Here is an 18,376-nt window from a genome sequence, read left to right on the forward strand (position 1 = left end):
ATCGCCGCGCCGCGCTCCGCTACACCCGAGACGGGGGCCTCAGGGGCGCCGGGAGCGCAACACGCAGAACTCGTTCCCCTCCGGGTCCACCAGCACCACCCACGACTGCTCGCCCTGCCCGACGTCCGCGGTCCGTGCCCCCAGGGCCAGCAGCCGGATCACCTCGGCCTCCTGGTCGTCGGGCCGGAAGTCGAGGTGCAGCCGGTTCTTGACCGTCCTGCCCTCGGGCACCGGCACGAACAGCAGCCCCGGCAGCCGTTCCGGCTCCGGTCTGATCTCGAACTCGTCCGTCTCCTCGCCCACCACCACCCACCCGAGCGCCTCGGCCCACCAGCGTCCCAGCGCGACGGGGTCGGCCGCGTCCACCACTACCTGCTCCCACTCCAAGGTCATGCGGGCACCGTAGTGAAGACTGGGCCCGACGCAGGTGACCGCAACACAGGGAGGCCACGGGATGACACGTCCGATCACGGCAGGGGTCGACGGATCGGCGGAGAGTCTCGCCGCACTCGCCTGGGCGGGCCGCGAGGCCGTACGGCGGGGGCTGGCGCTGCGTGTCGTGCATGTCTGGCAGTACGAGGAGCACCAGGCCCTCGACGCGGGGGACCGGGAGACCCAGGACCGTTGGGTGCGGGACGCGGCCGGCGAGGCCGCCCGGGAGGTCGCCGAACGCCACCCCGGCCTGGACATCACCACCGACGTCCTGGAGGGCGACCCCGTCGACGCGCTGATCGCCGCCGCTGCCGACGCCGAACTCCTCGCCCTCGGCTCACGCGGGCACGGGCCCGTCGTCGGCTTCCTGCTCGGTTCCGTCGGCCAGCGGGTCATCGCCGACTCCGTACGGCCCGTCGTGCTCGTGCGCGCTGGGGAAGACGCCACTGCGGAGGCCGCCGGGCGCGAGATCGTCGTGGGGCAGCACGGGAACCCCGAGGACAGCGCCGCCGCGCTGGGCTTCGCCTTCGAGACGGCCGCGGCGCGCGGTGCGACGGTCCGTGCGGTACGGGCGTGGACCCTGCCGCCGGTGTTCGCCTACAGCCCCGGCTCCATGCGGCTCCTCGACGAGGCCGGGGGCCTGGAACCGTACGAGAAGAAGGGCCTGGCCGAGGCGCTGGAGCCGTGGCGGAAGCGCTTCCCGGACGTGTCCGTGGTCGAGCACGTGGAGATCGGCAGCGCGGGGCAGGTCCTGCTGTCGCTCGCGGGGCGCGCCCAGTTGATGGTCGTCGGGCGGCGCGCCCACCGTACGGCGGTGGGCGCGCGGATCGGCTCGGTCACGCACGGGGTGCTGCACCATGCGGAGTGCCCGGTGGCCGTGGTGCCGGCTTCCTGAACCTGCGGTGAAGGACGGTCAGTTGGCCTCGGCGCGGATGTCCTCGATACGCACCGGGACCCCCTTCTCCACCGACCGGATCGCCGCCAGCGCGATCGTCAGCGCGGCGCGGGCGTCCTCGCCGGTGGCCGACGGGGTGCGGGCGGTGCGGACCGTCTCGGTGAAGTCGGCGAGCTCGGCGACGTACGCGTCGTGGAAGAGGTCCTGGTCGTAGGTGACGGTCTCGGCCGCGAGGCCGTCCGCGCCGTAGGACGTCAGATGGGTGCGCCGGATGTCGCCCATCGTCAGCATGCCCGCCGAGCCGAAGACCTCGCCGCGCACGTCATAGCCGTACACCGCCTGGAAGTTGGCCTCGGCGGTGGCGAGGGCGCCGTTGTCGAAGCGGATCGTGACGACGGCCGTGTCGAGCAGGCCACGGTCCTTGAAGTCGGGGCGGACCAGGGCGTCGGCCATGGCGAAGACCTCGACCGGTTCGGAACCGGGGTTGAGGTAGCGCAGGGTGTCGAAGTCGTGGATGAGGGTTTCGAGGAAGATCGTCCACGGCGGGATGGGGGCCGGGTCGGCCAGCTTCGGGTCGCGGGTGAGCGAGCGGAGCAGCTGCGGGGTGCCGATCGCGCCCGCCGCCACCTTGTCGTGCGCGGCCCGGAACCCGGCGTCGTAACGGCGGTTGAAGCCGATCTGGAGCGGCACGCCCGCGTTGGCGGCGGCCGCGATGGCTCGGTCGGCGTCCGTGAGGGTGGTCGCCATCGGCTTCTCGCAGTAGACGGCCTTGCCCGCCCGCGCCGCCGCCACGACCAGGTCCGCGTGGGTGCGGGCCGGCGTCGAGATCACCACCGCGTCCACGTCCGGATCCGCGAGCAGGTCGCCGATCTCGGTGTACGCCGTGGGGCAGTCGAGCCGGTCGGCCAGACGCCGCGCGGCACCCGGGGCCGGGTCGGCGACGGCTGCCAGGCGGACGCCGGGGAGGCGGCGGGCGAGGGTCTCGGCGTGGAAGGAGCCCATGCGGCCCGCGCCCACCAGGCCGATGGCAAGGGGCAGTTGGGTGGTCATGGGCGTTCTCCTTAGTGTCGTGTGATGCCGGGGCGGGTCAGACCGTGAACGCGGTGCGGAAGCGGTCCAGGGCGCGCTCGCTGTCGCCGTCCGAGGCCCAGGCCTCCATCGCGACCGTGCCGTCGTAGCCGATGTCCGCGAGGGTGCGGGCGATCGCCGGGTAGTTGATCTCGCCGGTGCCGGGCTCCTGGCGGCCGGGGACGTCCGCCACCTGGATCTCGCCGATCAGGTCCAACTCGTGGGCCTTGCGGACGAGTTCGATGAGGTTCCCCTCGCCGATCTGCGCGTGGTAGAGGTCCAGGTTCATGCGCAGGCCGGGCCGGTCCACCGCCTTGACCAGGGCCAGGGTGTCGGCGGCCGTCGCGAACGGTACGCCCGGGTGGTCGACCGCGGCGTTGAGGTTCTCCAGCGTGAAGGTGACCCCGTTGCTCTCGCCCAGCGCGGCGAGGCGGGTCAGGGTGCGGTGTGCGGCGATCCACATCGCGCCCGTGGGCTCGCCCGTCACCGGAACCACCGGCAGGCCCTCGGAGTCGAGCCCCGTGCCGTGCAAGTTGAGCCGGGGGCAGCCCAGTTGATCGGCTGCCTTCACCGACTCCTCGGCGGTGCGCAGGAGTTCGGCGGCGCCCGACTCGTCCGTGAGGCTGCCCCGGATGTAGCCCGTCATCGACGAGAACTCGGCCGGGGTCCGCGTGAGCGCGTCCAGGTCGTGCCGGGTCCAGTCCCAGATCTCGACCTGGAAACCGGCCTCGTGGATGCGCCGCGCCCGCTCGTGGATCGGCAGGTCCCGGAAGACCATCTCGGCACAGACCGCCAACGTGTACATGACTGCTCGCCCTCTTCTAGAACGTTCTAGATGGCAGTAGTACGCCACTGCTGGATTCCCGTGTCAAGGCTTCGCCGGGCATGTTTCTAGAACGTTGCAGTACCGTCGGAGCAGGCCCTTCGGGGCGGCTACCATCCCGGAACGGAACGACACCTCTACCGGAAGGACCACCGTGCCGACCACCCCCGCGGTCCCCGACGGAAAGCGGCCCACCCTGGCCCATGTCGCGGCCCGGGCGGGCGTGTCCGTCGCGCTGGTCTCCATCGTGATGCGCGGGGCCTACGGCGCGAGCGCGACCACCCGCGAGCGGGTGCTCAAGGCCGCCGAGGAGATCGGCTACCGGCCCGACACCCGGGCCAGGGTGCTGCGCAGCAACCGCTCACGCCTCCTCGGCGTGCAGTTCGGGCTGCGGCATCCCTTCCACACCGACCTGGTGGAGGGCATCTACGCCGCCGCCGAGCCCGCCGGCTACCAGGTCGCCCTGAGCGCGGTCGCCCCCTCGCGCGGTGAGCGACAGGCCGTGGAGGCGCTGCTCGCCGACCGGTGCGAGGCCCTCGTCCTGCTCGGCCCCGAGGTCCCGACCGCCCGCCTCGCGCACCTCGCGACCCAGGTCCCGGTCGTCTCGGTGGCCCGGCGGCTACGGCCCGCCCCGCCCGCCGTGGACGTCGTCCGCACCGCCGACGACGAGGGCGCCCGCCAGGCCGTGGACCACCTGGTCGCGCTCGGTCACCGGGCCATCGCACACATCGACGGCGGCAAGGCACCCGGCGCCGCCGACCGCCGCCGCGGCTACCGCACCGCGATGCACCGTCACGGCCTCGACGATCACGTCCGTGTCCTGCCCGGTGGACCGACCGAGGACGACGGCGCGCGCGGCGCCCGCACTCTGCTCGCCGAAGCATCAACTTCCCGGCCCAGTGCGGTACTTGCCTTCAACGACCGCTGCGCGACAGGCGTCCTCGACACCCTCCTGCGCGCCGGTGTGTCCGTCCCCGGCGAGATCTCCGTGGTCGGCTTCGACGACACCAGTCTGTCCCGGCTCGCCCACATCGACCTCACCACCGTCGCCCAGGACGTCCCGCGCCTCGCGGAACTCGCCGTCGGCCGCGCCATCGCCCGCCTGGACGGGGAGGCCGTGGCGGAGGGAGAGAGCGTGGTTCCGCCGCGCCTCGTCGTCCGCGGCACGACGGCTCCGCCTGCCGCGGGCTGACCCGGGTCACTCCGGTGTGGTCGGCGCCAGCGTCTCGCGTACCTTCGGCAGGATGTTCTTGAGGTAGTCGTCGACCGCCGTGTCCAGGCCGATGTCGTGCTGGGCGTGCTCGGACATGTACCAGCGGTGTTCGAGCAGCTCGTGGTAGATCTCGGCCGGGTCCATGGCGCCACGCAGTTCGAGCGGTACGGCGCGCACGGTCGGCCGGAACACGTCCCGCACCCACCGGTGCGCGAGCACCTCGGGCCGGGCGGCGAGGGGATCGCCCGGGGCGTAGTCGTCCTGCGTGGCCATCCAGGACTCCAGGTCGTTCAGGAGCCGCCGCGCCTGGTTCTCCTCGGCGTCCAGGCCGGTCAGGCGCAGCAGCTGCCGCTGGTGGTGGCCCGCGTCGACGACCTTCGGCACGAAGGTGACCGTGTCGCCGTTGGAGGAGTGCTCGATCTGCATCTCGGCGACGTCGAAGCCGAGTTCGTTCAGGCGCCGGATCCGGCGTTCGATGAAGTGGTACTTGCCCGCCGGGTACACCGAGACGCGGGTCAGTTCCTCCCACAGACTCTGGTACCGGGCGCAGATCTCCATGCCGAACTCGATCGGGTCGACGGACGGGTGCAGCGCCCCGGACGCCTCCAGGTCGAGCAGCTCCCCGCTGATGTTCACGCGGGCGAGGTCGAGGTCGTACTCCCGCTGGCCGTTGCTCAGCTGCGGGTGCAGATCGCCGGTCTCCGCGTCCACCAGATACGCGGCGTACGCGCCCGCGTCCCGCCGGAACAGCGTGTTCGACAGCGAGCAGTCGCCCCACGCGAACCCGGCCAGGTGCAGCCGCACCAGCAGTACCGCGAGCGCGTCCATCAGGCGGTGCATGGTCGCCGGCCGCAGCGTCGTCTCGAACATCGAGCGGTACGGCATCGAGCCGCCCAGGTGCCGGGTGATCAGCACCGGCTCCAGCGGCTCGCCGGCGGCGTCGGCGCGCCCGGTGACCACGGCGAGCGGGTCGACCGCGGGGATGCCGAGCCGGTCCAGGTCGCGCAGCAGCTCGTACTCGCGCAGCGCGGGCCGCTCGGCGAGCTCCTTGACGGCTATGACCTCGCTGCCGGCGCGGGCGTAGCGCACGACGTGGCGGGAGATGCCGCGCGGCAGCGGGACCAGGTAATCGTCGGGCCACTCCTCCAGCGGAACGTCCCAGGGCAGTTCCAGCAGGAGGACCGGATGCTCCGGGTTCGTCGCGTTGATCTGCAGTGCCATGGGGTGACCTTAGATCGCGTGCTCGCGGGCGCGCCCGGCCGCCTCACGGACCGGACCGGTGTGCAGGGGGCCGTGGCCGGGCAGCAGGGTCTCGGCGTCGAGCCCTTCGATGATGTCCAGCGAGGCCACGGCACGGTCGCGCTCGTGGTGGAACATGTCGGGCAGCAGCTGCGGGCCCTTGATCCGGGACGTCGGGTGGCCGCTCACCAGGGCGTCCCCGGAGATCACGATCCCGCGCTCCGGGAGGTGGAACACGCAGTGCCCGCTCGTGTGGCCGGGGGTGTGCACGGGGACGGGCCGGCCGGGCAGGTCGAGGGGGTCGCCCGAACTCGGGAACGCCTCGGCCGCGGCGACCGGATGCTGCTCGGTGCCGCCGACGCGGATCGTGTGCACCATCCACGGCAGCACTCCCGGACGCCAGGCGTTCTTCAGGACCGTCCCCACGCTCACCTGCTGGAGGAACTCCCGGCGGGCGTGCGGCACTTCGGCCTCGTGGAGCAGGACCGGGGTGCCGTGGGTGTCGCGCAGGTACGCGGCCGAGCCGAGGTGGTCGTTGTGGGCGTGCGTGATCAGCACTGCCCGGACCGCCTCCGGTGAACTGCCCACCTGGGCAAGGGAGTCGAGCACGAGCTGACGGTCCCCGGGGTATCCGGTGTCCACCAGCGTGGCCGCGTCGCCGTCCGTGAGGATCACCCAGTTGGTGTTGCTGCCGTGCACCAGATAGGTGCCGTCGGCGACTTGGCGTACCTCTGCCCGCATGACCGTCCCCTCGTATGTGGTGGTGCTCGACGGAGGACAGCCAACCAGACGCTCGCCGGGCGGGTGCGGGCGGGGGAAGCCGCCTCCGGCGCCGTCCGCCGGGGGCGGCCCCCGCGCGCATCCGAAGCGGCCGCCTCTCCGCCTCAGTGCACGCCGTGCGGGCGGAACTGCACGCTGATGCGCGGTCCCGCGGCGCGAGTGGTCTTGGGGACGCAGTGCTCCCAGGTTCGCTGACAGGAGCCGCCCATCACGATCAGATCGCCGTGCCCGAGCGGGCGCCGCACCGACTCGCCGCCGCGCACGGGCCGTAGCAGCAGGTCGCGGGGCGTGCCCAGGGAGAGGATCGCCACCATCGTGTCCTCGCGGGCACCCCGCCCGATCCGGTCGCCGTGCCAGGCGACACTGTCCCGGCCGTCGCGGTAGTAGCAGAGCCCGGAGGTGGCGAAGGGCTCGCCCAACTCCCGTGCGTAGTACGCCGAGAGCGCGTCCCGGGCCTCGGCCAGCACCGGGTGGGGGAGCGTGTCGTCGGCGCCGTAGTAGGCGAGCAGTCGCGGTACGGCGACGACCTGGTCGTACATCTGACGGCGCTCGGCGCGCCACGGCACCTCGGTGGCCAGCTCCTCGAACAGGGCGTCGGCGCCGGTGAGCCACCCGGGCAGCACGTCGATCCAGGCGCCGAGCCCCAGTGTCGTACGGCGTATCCCGTGGAGGGGGCCGAGGCGGAGCTGGTCGGTCTGGTCGAAGAGGGAGCCCTGGAGGTGGTGCGCGGTCATGGAACCAGCGTACTCCTTATTCGAATATCTGTTCCCATGTGGAGTCGGCCTCTTGAGTTCTGCCCCTTTGGATGCATCGATGTATCGGATACATTCACGTATCGAACGAAGGACGCGGAGGTCCGGACATGGTGGCGGAGGCGACGGCCAAGCGTGTGACCAGGCGTCGGGTCCGCACGCGCGCCAATCTGCTGGACGCCGCGTTCGCCGTGTTCGCGGCGAAGGGGTTCGGGCGGGTCTCCATCGAGGAGGTCTGCGAGGCCGCCGGTTACAGCCGGGGCGCGTTCTACTCGAACTTCGGCAGCCTGGACGAGCTGTTCTTCGCCCTCTACCGGGACCGGGCCGAGCTGATCGCCGACCAGGTGGCCGGCGCGTTCGCGCTCGACGGGCCCGACCTCGACGTGCCGGCCGCCGTGGACCGCGTCACCGACGTGCTGCTCCTCGACCTGGACTGGCTGCTGGTCAAGACCGACTTCCTGGTGCACGCGGCCCGGGACCCGGCCGTCGCCCAGACCCTCCTCGACCACCGGGCACGGCTGCGCGGCGCGATCGCCGACCGGCTCACCCGGGCGCGGGGGCATACTCAACTCCCCGCCGTACTGGGCGACATCGACGGCGCCGCCCACGCGGTGATCGCCGCGTACGACGGAGTCACCACTCAGCTGCTGCTCGACAAGGACGCCGAGCGGGCGCGCTCCTGGCTCAAGCAGCTGCTCACCGCGCTGCTGACCGACGGCAGCAACTCCCCTGAATGACAACCCACTTGGGCACAACCAACTTGAGAAGGGCAACGGTCGCCATGGATGCGGACGTCATCGTCGTCGGAGCCGGTCTGGCCGGTCTGGTCGCGGCCCATGAACTGACCAGCCGGGGACGCCGGGTCGCGCTCGTCGACCAGGAGAACGCCAACAACCTCGGCGGGCAGGCGTTCTGGTCCTTCGGCGGGCTGTTCCTCGTCGACTCGCCGGAACAGCGCCGTCTCGGCATCAAGGACTCCTTCGACCTGGCCTGGAACGACTGGCAGGGCAGCGCCGGCTTCGACCGCGTCGACGACGAGGACTCCTGGGCGGTGCGCTGGGCGCGCGCCTACGTCGAGTTCGCCGCCGGAGAGAAGCGCCCCTGGCTGGAGAGCCACGGCATCAAGCTGCTCCCCACCGTCGGCTGGGCGGAACGCGGCGACCTGCGCGCCCACGGCCACGGCAACTCCGTCCCGCGCTTCCACGTCACCTGGGGCACCGGCACCGGAGTCGTCGAACCCTTCGTGAACCACGCCAGGCAGGCCGCCCGTGACGGGCTTCTCACCTTCTACTACCGCCACCAGGTCGACGCGTTGGTCGTCGAGGAGGGCGAGGCGCGCGGCGTCCGCGGCACGGTCCTCGCCGAGGACAACGCGGCCCGGGGCGTCTCCTCCAGCCGCGAGGCGATCGGCGACTTCGAACTCACCGCCCAGGCAGTGATCGTCACCACCGGCGGCATCGGCGCCAACCACGACATCGTCCGCCAGTACTGGCCCGAGCGCCTCGGCACCCCGCCCGCCGAGATGGTCACCGGCGTCCCGGCCTACGTCGACGGGCGCATGCTCGACATCAGCGCCGAGGCGGGCGTACGACTCGTCAACCGCGACCGCATGTGGCACTACACCGAGGGCCTGCAGAACTGGGACCCGGTCTGGCCCGGTCACGGCATCCGCATCCTGCCCGGCCCGTCGTCCCTGTGGTTCGACGCCCTCGGCCGGCGCCTGCCCGACCCGTGCCTGCCGGGCTACGACACTCTCAGCACCCTCAAGTACCTGCGCACGACCGAGGACTTGGCGGAGCACGACCACTCCTGGTTCATCCTCACCCAGAAGATCATCGAGAAGGAGTTCGCGCTGTCGGGCTCCGAGCAGAACCCGGACATCACCGCCAAGGACAAGAAGGCGGTGCTGCGCGACCGGCTCCTCGGCAAGGGCGCCCCGGGTCCGGTGGACGCCTTCCTGCGCAAGGGCGCGGACTTCGTGACCGCCGGCAACCTGGAGCAACTGGTCGAGAAGATGAACCAGTTGACCGACAAGCCGCTCCTGGACGCGGCCGTGGTGCGGCGCCAGATCGAGGCCCGTGACCTCCAGATGGCCAACCCCTACAGCAAGGACTCCCAGGTCCAGGGCATCCGCAACGCCCGTCGCTACATCGGCGACCGCCTGGGCCGCGTGGCCACCCCGCACCGCATCCTGGACCCGGCAGCCGGCCCCCTGATCGGCGTCAAGCTGCACGTCCTGACCCGCAAGACCCTCGGCGGCATCCAGACGGACCTCGACTCACGGGCGCTGGCCGCCGACGGAAAGCCGATCGGCGGGTTGTACGCGGCGGGCGAGGTCGCGGGCTTCGGCGGCGGTGGGGTCCACGGCTACAACGCGCTCGAAGGCACGTTCCTCGGCGGCTGCCTCTTCTCGGGCCGGGCGGCGGGCCGCGCCGCGGCGAAGCAGACGGCCTAGCAGTACTTCTCCGGCCCTACGGCCCGTCTCCTCACCCCTCCAGGAGGCGGGCCAGCACCGAGGCGTGACTCCGCTCCGGCGACCTGACCGCCGTCACCAGCGTCACCGGCCCCATACGGACCAAGTTCTGCAAGGTGTGCAGGAGTTGAGCCGCCTCGGGCTCGGCGAGCTCGGCCTCGTAACGGCTGCTGAACTCCTCGAAGGACCCCTCGCCCGCGTGGTACCAACGGCGCAGTTCGGTCGACGGGGTGATCTCCTTGGGCCACTCGTCGACCCGGGCCGCGTCCTTCGACAGGCCACGCGGCCACAGCCGGTCGACCATGACGCGCACGCCGTCCTCCGGCTCGGGCGGATCGTAGACACGACGCACGCGGACGGTCACGGGCGGGCTCCCTCGGGTGGCGGTGGTGCGGTGAGCCTACGGTGCCCATCCAGAAGCCGCGTCCGTCGCTACATCGTCCGGCGGAACCGCCATGTCGACGACCTGCGCTCACGCGCCGTCGTCGACATGGCCGTCGTTGCCCGATGCGGCACGGGCCGCCCGGTTCAGAAGGCGTGTGCCATCAGTTCCGCGAACAGGGCGTGCTCGTCGGCGTCGAGGCCGCGGGAGCGGAACCAGCCGCAGATGTTGGCGCAGTCGCGCTGGAGGAAGGTCATGCCGTTGAGATTGCCGACCAGGTCGACGATCTGGGGCAGGTCGATGACGACCAGCCGTTCGTCCGCCGCCAGGATGTTGTACGCCGAGAGGTCGCCGTGCACGAGGCCGTTCTGCACCATCGTCGCGAGCGCGTCGGTGAGTTGCTCGAAGTACGAAGCCAGCAGTTCGGGTGAGGGGCGGGTCTGGGCGAGCCGGGGCGCGGTCTGGACGGTGCCCTCCTCGTCGACGACGGTGATCCACTCCATCAGGATCTCGGTGCCGTCGATCTGGACCGGGTAGGGGACCGGCAGCCCGAGGTTCCAGAGCCGTACCAGCGCGGCCCATTCGGACACCGCCCACTCGCCGGCCGCGACCTGGCGACCGAAGGTGCTCTTCCGTTTGATGGCCCGCTCGTCACGTGAGCGCTTCATCGCGCGGCCCTCGGTGTAGGACGCGGCGCGGTGGAAGGTGCGGTGCTCGGGGGAGCGGTAGCGCTTGGCCGCCATGACGACGCCGGCGGCGGGGTCGCGCGGGTCGGCGCGCTCGACGAGGTGGACGTCGGCCTCCTTGCCGGTCTTGAGGACGCCGAGCTCGGTGTCGATCGCGCCCTGCGAGGTCACCACCCAGTCCGGGAGCGGTTCGGGGCCCCGGCTGAGAGGTTCGACGCTGAGCCAGGTCGACCAGCGCTGGCCGTCGGCGAGGTCGTCGTCGTAGGGACGGAAGTCGAAGACGAACCGGTCGTCGACGTCGCCCGGTACGGCGTCGCCCGGTGGCGGGACGTGGCCGTAGGGGTCGGTGGTGAAGTCGTCAGGAAATGCCGGGTGTTGAGAGTGCTGAGGGTGCTGCGGGAGATGGTCGCGAGACATCGCTGGGGGTGCTCCATGAGGTGAGAGGGAGGCGGTCGGCGGGCAGGCCGAGGACAGTCGTCGTCACGTCGCGCCTCCTCTCGTGGAGCACCGGGCAGCTCCCGGTGGCCCGCCCATGGTGAGGGGCGGGCACGGGGGCCGGCAACTGAATTACGGCGGTCGGCGTCGAGCGGCCCCGGCGGTGCCGCAGGTTTCCGGCGTGATCCTTCTCAGCGGGCTCGTCCCGGCCCTGGTGGGGCTGGTCAAGGCAGAGTTGGCGAAGGCAGAGTTGGCGAAAGCGGGGCTGGCGAAAGCGGGGCTGGCGAAGGTGGGGCTGGCGACGGCCGGCCCCAGGTGTTCGTTGCCGTCCGGCAGGCACGGGGCCATCGCCCGGGTCGACCCTCACGCCGCCCGTCCGGCGTCAACCCGGGCCCACGGCAACGGAGTTCCGCTAGCGGCCCTTCCGCACGAGGTCGGTGATGCGCTCGCCCTCGCCGATCGTGAGCGGGCCGGTTCCCTCCGTGGGGTCGCCGACTCCCAGCGCGACCGCCAGTGTGCGGCCGTGCAGGTCGAGGGTGGCCTCGGTCAGGGTGGTGAAATCGGCTACGGCGGAACGGGCGCGGGCCCATCCGGTCAGACCGATGCCCGCGGCGATCAGGAGCGCCGGCCACCACACCACGGTGAGCAGGAGGTAGGGCAGAGCCCAGGTTCCGGTGGCGACCGCGGCGGCGAACGCCGCGTGCGCTGCGGTGAGTTCGGTGCGTGCGGGGTCGGGGAGGACCAGCCAGAGCCGGGACCAGCCGTAGGTCAGGTCGAGGCCGTAGCGGTGGTACGCGATCGACTCGGCGGCGTGGATCCGGTCGCCCATCCAGGTCGGCCTGCCCGGTTCGGCCATGGCCAGCCGGGTGACGCGGTCGGCCGCGGTGTCGATCCGGTCCTGCTGTTCGCGGGTGCGTGTGCCCGGGCTCGCGGCTTCGAACGCCCGGCGTTCCTCCAGGAGTTGGTGCCACCGGGCACGCCTGCGCGCTGTCCGCGCCGTCGCGGCCGCGGCGAACGGGCGGGGCCACGGCCCCAGCCAGACTCGCCGGGTGACTCCGGCCAGCGCCTGCACGACGAAGCCCACACCGGAGGCGGCCGCCAGTACGGCCACGACGAGCAGTGCCTGCGCACCGCTCGGCAGGTCCCTGACCGTGTCGGCGGTGTTCTGGACCTTGCGGGCCGACAACGCGACGTTCCACGCGTCGGCATGGCCGAGGTTGACGGCCAGCCACACCGCGCCGAGGAAGAACGCACCGGGCAGCACCAGCAGGCTGATCCAGCGGTCGGCGAGCGTCTTGGCCAACTGCTCGAAGAAACCGCCCACTTGCGCTACCCCCGTTCCAGGGGCCGGCCCAAGACGGCGCAGCGCGGGATCGCACCCGCCGGGAGCGGAACCGCCGTCCGGTCGCAGGCGCCGTCCGGGCAGCGGAAGGCCTCCCGGCGGGCGATGCCCGGCCCGGATCCCGGCAGCCCCGTCGAGAGCGTGCGCAGGGTGGTCTCACGGTCGGTGTTCAGCAACTGGCCCAGCAGGGCGAGCACAGGACGCCGGGCCCGCGCCTCGGCCACGATCCTTTGCAGCAGTTCCTGACGTTCCGCGGAGTGGAGCCCGGTCTCGCCGATCAGCGCCTCGAACTCCTGGCACAGCGTGGTCAGTGCCGATCGTTCGGCGTCCACCAGGGCTCCTCCTTCAGCCAGTCGGCCGATAGTCTCATGGGTGATGTCCTCCTACCACCAGCCCGATCCGGAGCTGCTGAACCAGCAGGCGGTCGACCTCCTGAACCGGGCCAGCAGGGCCGGTGACACCGCACAACTGGGCTCCTGCGTCTCGTTGTTCCAGCGCATCGTCGCCCTGACTCCGCATCACCATCCACGTCGAGCCGTCCGCCTGTACAACCTCGCCGAGTCCCATCGGGCGCTGTACGCCCTGGCGGGACAGGAGTTCGACGCCGACCGGTCGATCGGCATCGGGCGAGAGGCCGTGGCCGCCCTCCACTACGGCGACCCGAACTCCGCACTGATCCTGGGCAACCTCAGCGCCACCCACCTCCTGCGGTTCCAGCGGGTCGGGCACCCGCACGACCTGGACGGGGTCGTCGAGTTCGGAGAAGGGGCCGTTGGCGTGCCCGGCGCCAACCCGAACATCGCGTTCCACCTGACCACCCTCGGCACGGGTTACTTGCTGCGGTTCCAGAGAACAGGGCAGCTCGCGGATCTGGACCGTTCTATCGACATCGGTGAGCGGGTGATGGCAGTCGCCCCCGCCGATTCGCCTCACCGGACGACAGCCTTGTCCGATCTCGCCTCGGGCTACTTGCTGCGCTTCGAGCGGACGGGCCAGCTCTCGGATCTGGACCGCTCCATCTACAGAGGCGAGCAGGTGATCGTTGTCGCGTCCGCCGACTTTCCCCACCGGCCGACGACCTTGACCAATCTCGCCACGGGTTACTTGCTGCGGTTCGTGCGGACCGGGAACGTCTCGGACCTGGACCGTTCCATCGGCAGCGGTGAGCAGCTGATGGCTGTCGCCTCCGCCGATTCCCCCCACCGCGCGACGACCTCGACCAACCTCGGCAACGCCTACTTGCTGCGGTTCGAGCAGACCCGGCACGTCTCGGATCTGGACCGTTCCATCGGTAACGGTGAGCAGGCGATGGCCGTCACCCCCGCTGACTCCCCTCACCGGCCGACGGTCCTGACCAACCTCGCCATGGGCTGCCTGCGGCGGTTCGAGGGAACCGGGCACGTCTCGGATCTGGACCGTTCCATCGACATCGGTGAGCAGGCGATGGCCGCCACTCCCGCTGACTCCCCTCACCGGACGACGACCCTGACCAACCTCGCCACCTCCTACTGGGCACGGTTCGGTCGGGCGGGCCGTCCGGCGGACCTGGAGCGCGCCATCGGCTTCGGGGAACAGGCCATCGCCGACACCGGCAACCCACACCGGGCGACCGCCCTGACCAACCTCGCCGCCGCCTACGGCGACCGCTTCGCGCGGACAGGGAATCTGGCCGACCTGGACCGGGCGATCGGCCACTACGAACAGGCGGTGGCCGCCGCTCCGGACAACGCTCCCGACGGTGCCACCTACGTGTCCAACCTCGGAATGGCGTACCACGCTCGGTTCGAACGGCTGGGGGAGCAGGCCGACTTGGACCGCGCGATCGGCCACCTCGATCGTGCCGCTGCCGCGGCGCCCCGGGGCCACCGCGAGTTCGCGACGATCCTGTCCAACCTCGGCATCGTGTACGGGGCGCGTTTCGACCGGCTGGGGGACGTGGCCGATCTGGACCGGGCGATCGGCCACTACGAACAGGCCGTTGCCGCCACGCCCGAGGGTCACCCGGATCTCGCCCACCGTCTGTCCAACCTGGGCACCGCGTACGACGCGCGGTCGGACCGGAAGGGGGACCTCGCCGATGTGCACCGCGCCGTAGCGAGCCTGGAACGCGCCGTCGTCGCCACACCGGCCGATCACCCCTTCCTCGCGATGGCCCGGTCCAATCTGGCGACGACCCTGCGCGGGCGGTTCGACCGGCTGGGGGACGTGGCCGATCTGGACCGGGCGATCGTGCTTCACGAACAGGCCGTGGCCGCTACGCCCGACGACCACCCGAACCTGGCGATGCACCTGTCCAACCTCAGCGTCGCCCTCTGGTCCCGGCTCAACCGCACCGGAGACATGTCCGACCTGGACGCGGGCATCGACGCCAGCAGACGCGCGGTGGCCGCCACTCCGGACGATCACCCGGACCGTGCGATGCGCCTGTCCAACCTTGCCACCGCCCTCCATGAACGGTTCGAGCACAGCGGCAGCATTCACGACCTGGACCGGGCGATCGTGCTTCACGAACAGGCCGTGGTCGCCATGCCTGACGACCACCCGAACCTGGCGATGCACCTGTCCAACCTCGGAACCGTCTACCAGTCGCGGTCCAGCCGGACCGCCGGCGGCGCCGATCTCGACAGCGCCATCGACCGCACGCTCCAGGCGCTCGCGGCCACCCCCGCCGACCACCCCGACCGGCTGCTGCGCCTGTACAACCTCGGGCGGTCCTATCAGGCACGGTACGGGCGCTCGGGCGATCCGGCCGACCTGGACCGCGCGGTCGACCTGGCGCGGGAGGGGGCCGACGCCGTCCCCGCGGACGATCCGCTCCGCGCGCAGCATCTGTTCAACCTCGGCAACACCCACCGGCTGCGGTTCCAGCGGACCGGCGACCCGTCCGACCTCGACCGTGCCGTCGACGCCGCGGAACGGACTGTTGCGGCGACCCCCGTCGACCATCCCCGGCGGGCCTCACGCATCTACCTCCTCGCGGTCTGTCACACGAGGAGGTGGGACAGCGGCAGCACGGTCGACCGGCCGCGGATCGTGCGGCTCGCGGAGGAGACGCTCGCGGCCACGACGTCGCCCCCGTTCGAACGGCTCCGCGCCTGCTGGGTGGTCGGCCGGCTCGCCTACGTACTGGACGAACCGCACACCGCCCGGCTGCTGTTCGACACGGCGGTGGAGCTGCTGCCGTTGGTCGCGGCACGGGAGACCTCGTCGGCGGACCATGAGTACCGTCTCGGCGCGAACAGCGGACTGGTCGGCGAGACGATCGCCGTGCACTGTGCCCTCGACGATCCGGGCGGCGCGGTCCAGGCCGCCGAACTGGGCCGGTCGATTCTGCTGACGTCCCGGCTGGCGCTGCGGACGCCCCTCGGCGACCTCGAAGCCGAGCACCCGGCGCTGGCCGGCCGGCTGAGCCGGGTCCGCGATGCCCTCAACGCGCCGGATCCCCCGGCCATGGCCACGCCCGACGGCCAGGACGTCGACCACATCGACCGGCGCAAACGGCTGTGGGCCGAGCACGACGCCGTACTGGCGGAGATCCGCCGGCTGCCCGGCCTGGACCGGTTCCTGCTCCCGCTGAGATGGACCTGGCTGCGGCCGACCGCCACCGGTGAGGCGGTCGTTCTCCTCAACGCCGGCCTGCAGCGGTGCGACGCCGTCGTCGTCACCGCCGACGGACCCCTGCTGCCGGTGCCGCTGCCCGAACTGCGTTTGTCCGACGTCGAGTTGTGGGCGGCCGAGCTGACGGAAGTGACGCACAACGCCGGCTCGTTCACCGGCGAGCTGCGCTGCCAACGGGTGCTGACGGAACTGCTCGGCCGGCTGTGGGACACGACGGTCGAGCCGGTCCTCGACGCGATCGAGGACCGGCTCCGCCCGGCCGACGGAGAACTGCCCCGTGTGTGGTGGATGCCGACCGGGCCGCTCGCGCTGCTGCCGCTGCACGCGGCCGGACCCCCCGGTGGCCCCGGGGCGCTCGACCGGGTGATCTCGTCGTACACGCCCACCATGCGCACCCTGGCCCGTGCACAAGGACGCCCGGCCGCGACGGACCGGCGCCGGCTCGCGGTCGCCCTCGACCGGACCCCGGGTCTGCCGGACCTGCCGGCCACCGCCGCCGAGGCGGCGAGCCTGCACGCCGCCCATCCCGACATGCCGCTGCTCACCAACGAGCAGGCCACCGCCGCCCGGGTGACCGGGGCGCTCCCCGGGGCGAGTTGGGCCCACTTCGCGTGCCACGCGGGCACCGACCCAGACGCACCGTCCGAGGGCGGGCTCCACCTCCACGACGGCGTGCTGTCCATCGCGGAGATCGGCCGCCTCGACCTCCACGAGGCCGAACTGGCCTACCTGTCGGCGTGCTCCACGGGACACGTCGGCCGCCGGCACGCGGACGAGTCGATCCACCTCGCCTCCGCCTTCCAACTGGCCGGCTTCCGGCATGTCGTCGCGAGCCTCTGGCCACTGGACGACCACGTCGCAGCCGCCGCGGCCGAGCACTTCTACCGGCTGATGCCGGACACTCCGTCCGCCGACGACGCGGCGATCGTGCTCCACCGCGTCATCCGGCGGCTGCGCACCGAACACTCCGGGCGGCCACATCTGTGGGCGTCCCTGATCCACAGCGGGCCGTAGCTCGGACCGGCCTGAACTCGGCGGCGGCTACGAGGTGTTCACCAGCGTGCCGGTGATCGCGGCCTGGTTCTCCCGTGGCGCCAGTTTGCGCATGACGTCGAACTCGTTGCCCTCGGGGTCGGCCATGACCACCCAGCTCCGGTCCGGGCCCTGGGGCAACAACTCCAACGTGCCCTCGGCGACGACTACTTCGCTCTCGCCCTGACCAGCGTCGCCGGCCACACCGCGGACATGCACCGCGACGAGAAGACACCCTTCGGTTTCACCCTCGCCGACACACCGCTGGATTCGCCCGAACCCGGGAGCATCGAAGCCGCCTTCGCCGACACCGGCCTCGGACTCGGTATCGCCGACCTCCGCGGGGCCCGTACGGAGGCTTCCGGCGGCCCCGACCGCATCCGGCTGCAGGGGACGTACGTGCGGACTCCTGTCATCGATGCCTTCGACGCCGTACTGAGTACCCCTGCCTCCACTGTCGCCAAGGGCCTCCGCATCTGATGCGGGGCATCACGCCGGCGGGCGGGTGAGTTTGGCGGCCACGGCGTCGAGGACCCAGTCCAGGCCGGTCATGAAGGATGTCTCGGCGTCCACGTCCGTGCCCTCGTGCACCGCTTTGGCCAGCGCCGGGAAGCGGCCCGTGGCCAGCATCCTCGTCACGTGCGGGCCGTGGGCGCGCTGCCAGTCGTGCTTGGACAGGCCCGTGGTGCGCTCGGCCCGCAGGTTCGCGATCTCGCGCCTGATCGCGCCGGTGACGTAGGCACCGACCGTTCCCGCGGCGCGCATGACGGTGTCGATGTCGGCGAGGCCGTCGACGGCGGCGAGCGTCGCCTCGGTCACGGCGAGGCCGTTCGGGCCCAGGGTCGGGCGGCCGCCTAGCAGGTCGGCCAGCCATTCATGACGGAGCGCGGCCCGCCTGGTGCGCTGGGCGAGGGTACGCAGCGCCTCCCGCCAGTCACCGGGCTGCTCCTCGGGGAGGATCTCGGCCTGGACCTCGTCCACCATGAGGTCGAACAGCTCCTCCTTGGTGGCGATGTAGCCGTAGAGCCGCATCGGGCCGGCTTCCAGCCGGGCGGCGACCTTGCGCAACGACACCGCTTCCAGCCCGCCCTCGTCGGCCAGCGCGATGGCGGCGGCGACGATCCGCTCCCGGTCCAGCGGCACGGGGCGAGTCGGCGGCTCGGGCCGGTCCCACACAGTCATGCCGACATCGTACTGTTGCGATTC

18 protein-coding genes are annotated in these 18,376 nt (G+C 71.8%); 6 read left to right on the top strand and 12 right to left on the bottom strand.

Features of this window, described 5'->3' with window-relative positions; genetic code table 11:
- Positions 1 to 39: 39 nt before the first annotated feature.
- Positions 40 to 393, bottom strand: a complete 354-nt coding sequence (locus tag OG504_RS48580; protein WP_405995562.1) for a VOC family protein — start codon at positions 391 to 393, stop codon at positions 40 to 42.
- Positions 394 to 454: 61 nt separating this feature from the next.
- Here OG504_RS48580 and OG504_RS48585 point away from each other — a divergent pair, with 61 nt between their 5' ends.
- Complete coding sequence (locus OG504_RS48585; RefSeq protein WP_405995563.1) at positions 455 to 1,327, top strand: universal stress protein; 873 nt, start codon at positions 455 to 457, stop codon at positions 1,325 to 1,327.
- A gap of 18 nt (positions 1,328 to 1,345) precedes the next feature.
- On the opposite strand, the gene OG504_RS48590 is transcribed toward OG504_RS48585, so the two are convergent.
- Together OG504_RS48590 and OG504_RS48595 are read right to left on the bottom strand one after the other, a co-directional pair.
- Positions 1,346 to 2,377: a Gfo/Idh/MocA family oxidoreductase gene (locus tag OG504_RS48590; RefSeq protein WP_405995564.1), complete on the bottom strand. Its 1,032-nt coding sequence runs from the start codon at positions 2,375 to 2,377 to the stop codon at positions 1,346 to 1,348.
- Between the two features lie 37 nt (positions 2,378 to 2,414).
- Positions 2,415 to 3,200 (bottom strand): TIM barrel protein, encoded by a 786-nt coding sequence (locus tag OG504_RS48595; RefSeq protein ID WP_405995565.1) that lies wholly within the window; start codon positions 3,198 to 3,200, stop codon positions 2,415 to 2,417.
- A 172-nt stretch (positions 3,201 to 3,372) separates the two neighbouring features.
- Here OG504_RS48595 and OG504_RS48600 point away from each other — a divergent pair, with 172 nt between their 5' ends.
- Positions 3,373 to 4,410, top strand: coding sequence for a LacI family DNA-binding transcriptional regulator (locus OG504_RS48600; protein WP_405995566.1), 1,038 nt, complete (start codon positions 3,373 to 3,375; stop codon positions 4,408 to 4,410).
- Positions 4,411 to 4,416: 6 nt separating this feature from the next.
- Here the strand turns inward: OG504_RS48600 and OG504_RS48605 are convergent, their stop codons facing one another.
- The 3 genes from OG504_RS48605 to OG504_RS48615 all read right to left on the bottom strand — a co-directional run bounded on the left by OG504_RS48605 (position 4,417) and on the right by OG504_RS48615 (position 7,184).
- Entirely contained in the window at positions 4,417 to 5,652 is a 1,236-nt protein-coding gene (locus OG504_RS48605; protein ID WP_405995567.1) for a DUF4032 domain-containing protein, read from the bottom strand.
- A gap of 9 nt (positions 5,653 to 5,661) precedes the next feature.
- Complete coding sequence (locus OG504_RS48610; protein WP_405995568.1) at positions 5,662 to 6,411, bottom strand: MBL fold metallo-hydrolase; 750 nt, start codon at positions 6,409 to 6,411, stop codon at positions 5,662 to 5,664.
- A 143-nt stretch (positions 6,412 to 6,554) separates the two neighbouring features.
- Positions 6,555 to 7,184, bottom strand: coding sequence for an alpha-ketoglutarate-dependent dioxygenase AlkB (locus tag OG504_RS48615; RefSeq protein ID WP_405995569.1), 630 nt, complete (start codon positions 7,182 to 7,184; stop codon positions 6,555 to 6,557).
- Positions 7,185 to 7,312: 128 nt separating this feature from the next.
- On the opposite strand from OG504_RS48615, the gene OG504_RS48620 reads away from it, so the two are divergent.
- Together OG504_RS48620 and OG504_RS48625 are read left to right on the top strand one after the other, a co-directional pair.
- Positions 7,313 to 7,939 (top strand): TetR/AcrR family transcriptional regulator, encoded by a 627-nt coding sequence (locus OG504_RS48620; protein ID WP_405995570.1) that lies wholly within the window; start codon positions 7,313 to 7,315, stop codon positions 7,937 to 7,939.
- A gap of 44 nt (positions 7,940 to 7,983) precedes the next feature.
- A complete protein-coding gene (locus tag OG504_RS48625; RefSeq protein WP_405995571.1) occupies positions 7,984 to 9,657 on the top strand; it encodes an FAD-binding dehydrogenase in 1,674 nt (557 codons plus the stop codon).
- A gap of 31 nt (positions 9,658 to 9,688) precedes the next feature.
- Here the strand turns inward: OG504_RS48625 and OG504_RS48630 are convergent, their stop codons facing one another.
- From OG504_RS48630 to OG504_RS48645, 4 genes are all read right to left on the bottom strand, one after another.
- Positions 9,689 to 10,039: a DUF488 domain-containing protein gene (locus tag OG504_RS48630; RefSeq protein WP_405995572.1), complete on the bottom strand. Its 351-nt coding sequence runs from the start codon at positions 10,037 to 10,039 to the stop codon at positions 9,689 to 9,691.
- 164 nt (positions 10,040 to 10,203) lie between these two features.
- Positions 10,204 to 11,160, bottom strand: a complete 957-nt coding sequence (locus OG504_RS48635; RefSeq protein WP_405995573.1) for a serine protein kinase RIO — start codon at positions 11,158 to 11,160, stop codon at positions 10,204 to 10,206.
- Positions 11,161 to 11,590: 430 nt separating this feature from the next.
- Entirely contained in the window at positions 11,591 to 12,502 is a 912-nt protein-coding gene (locus tag OG504_RS48640) for a hypothetical protein (protein WP_405995574.1), read from the bottom strand.
- 5 nt (positions 12,503 to 12,507) lie between these two features.
- Positions 12,508 to 12,852: a hypothetical protein gene (locus OG504_RS48645; RefSeq protein WP_405995575.1), complete on the bottom strand. Its 345-nt coding sequence runs from the start codon at positions 12,850 to 12,852 to the stop codon at positions 12,508 to 12,510.
- A 43-nt stretch (positions 12,853 to 12,895) separates the two neighbouring features.
- Between OG504_RS48645 and OG504_RS48650 the strand changes: the two genes are divergently transcribed.
- Positions 12,896 to 17,152, top strand: coding sequence for a CHAT domain-containing protein (locus OG504_RS48650; RefSeq protein ID WP_405995576.1), 4,257 nt, complete (start codon positions 12,896 to 12,898; stop codon positions 17,150 to 17,152).
- 27 nt (positions 17,153 to 17,179) lie between these two features.
- On the opposite strand, the gene OG504_RS48655 is transcribed toward OG504_RS48650, so the two are convergent.
- Positions 17,180 to 17,374, bottom strand: a complete 195-nt coding sequence (locus OG504_RS48655) for a hypothetical protein (RefSeq protein WP_405996652.1) — start codon at positions 17,372 to 17,374, stop codon at positions 17,180 to 17,182.
- Here OG504_RS48655 and OG504_RS48660 point away from each other — a divergent pair.
- Positions 17,354 to 17,650, top strand: a complete 297-nt coding sequence (locus OG504_RS48660) for a hypothetical protein (RefSeq protein WP_405996613.1) — start codon at positions 17,354 to 17,356, stop codon at positions 17,648 to 17,650. The two genes, OG504_RS48655 and OG504_RS48660, sit on opposite strands and share 21 nt — an antisense overlap.
- A 9-nt stretch (positions 17,651 to 17,659) precedes the next feature.
- Here the strand turns inward: OG504_RS48660 and OG504_RS48665 are convergent, their stop codons facing one another.
- Entirely contained in the window at positions 17,660 to 18,352 is a 693-nt protein-coding gene (locus OG504_RS48665; RefSeq protein WP_405995577.1) for a TetR/AcrR family transcriptional regulator, read from the bottom strand.
- Between the last annotated feature and the right edge of the window lie 24 nt (positions 18,353 to 18,376).

Source organism: Streptomyces sp. NBC_00986 (assembly GCF_045162565.1).
Lineage (GTDB): Bacteria > Actinomycetota > Actinomycetes > Streptomycetales > Streptomycetaceae > Streptomyces.

Excerpts from the sequence above, each read along its gene's own strand:
- OG504_RS48610 (WP_405995568.1), bottom strand. The coding sequence starts at position 6,411 with ATGCGGGCAGAGGTACGCCAAGTCGCCGACGGCACCTATCTGGTGCAC.
- OG504_RS48650 (WP_405995576.1), top strand. The coding sequence starts at position 12,896 with ATGTCCTCCTACCACCAGCCCGATCCGGAGCTGCTGAACCAGCAGGCG.
- OG504_RS48620 (WP_405995570.1), top strand. The coding sequence starts at position 7,313 with ATGGTGGCGGAGGCGACGGCCAAGCGTGTGACCAGGCGTCGGGTCCGC.
- OG504_RS48605 (WP_405995567.1), bottom strand. The coding sequence starts at position 5,652 with ATGGCACTGCAGATCAACGCGACGAACCCGGAGCATCCGGTCCTCCTG.
- OG504_RS48585 (WP_405995563.1), top strand. The coding sequence starts at position 455 with ATGACACGTCCGATCACGGCAGGGGTCGACGGATCGGCGGAGAGTCTC.
- OG504_RS48595 (WP_405995565.1), bottom strand. The coding sequence starts at position 3,200 with ATGTACACGTTGGCGGTCTGTGCCGAGATGGTCTTCCGGGACCTGCCG.
- OG504_RS48580 (WP_405995562.1), bottom strand. The coding sequence starts at position 393 with ATGACCTTGGAGTGGGAGCAGGTAGTGGTGGACGCGGCCGACCCCGTC.
- OG504_RS48615 (WP_405995569.1), bottom strand. The coding sequence starts at position 7,184 with ATGACCGCGCACCACCTCCAGGGCTCCCTCTTCGACCAGACCGACCAG.
- OG504_RS48625 (WP_405995571.1), top strand. The coding sequence starts at position 7,984 with ATGGATGCGGACGTCATCGTCGTCGGAGCCGGTCTGGCCGGTCTGGTC.
- OG504_RS48590 (WP_405995564.1), bottom strand. The coding sequence starts at position 2,377 with ATGACCACCCAACTGCCCCTTGCCATCGGCCTGGTGGGCGCGGGCCGC.
- OG504_RS48635 (WP_405995573.1), bottom strand. The coding sequence starts at position 11,160 with ATGTCTCGCGACCATCTCCCGCAGCACCCTCAGCACTCTCAACACCCG.
- OG504_RS48665 (WP_405995577.1), bottom strand. The coding sequence starts at position 18,352 with ATGACTGTGTGGGACCGGCCCGAGCCGCCGACTCGCCCCGTGCCGCTG.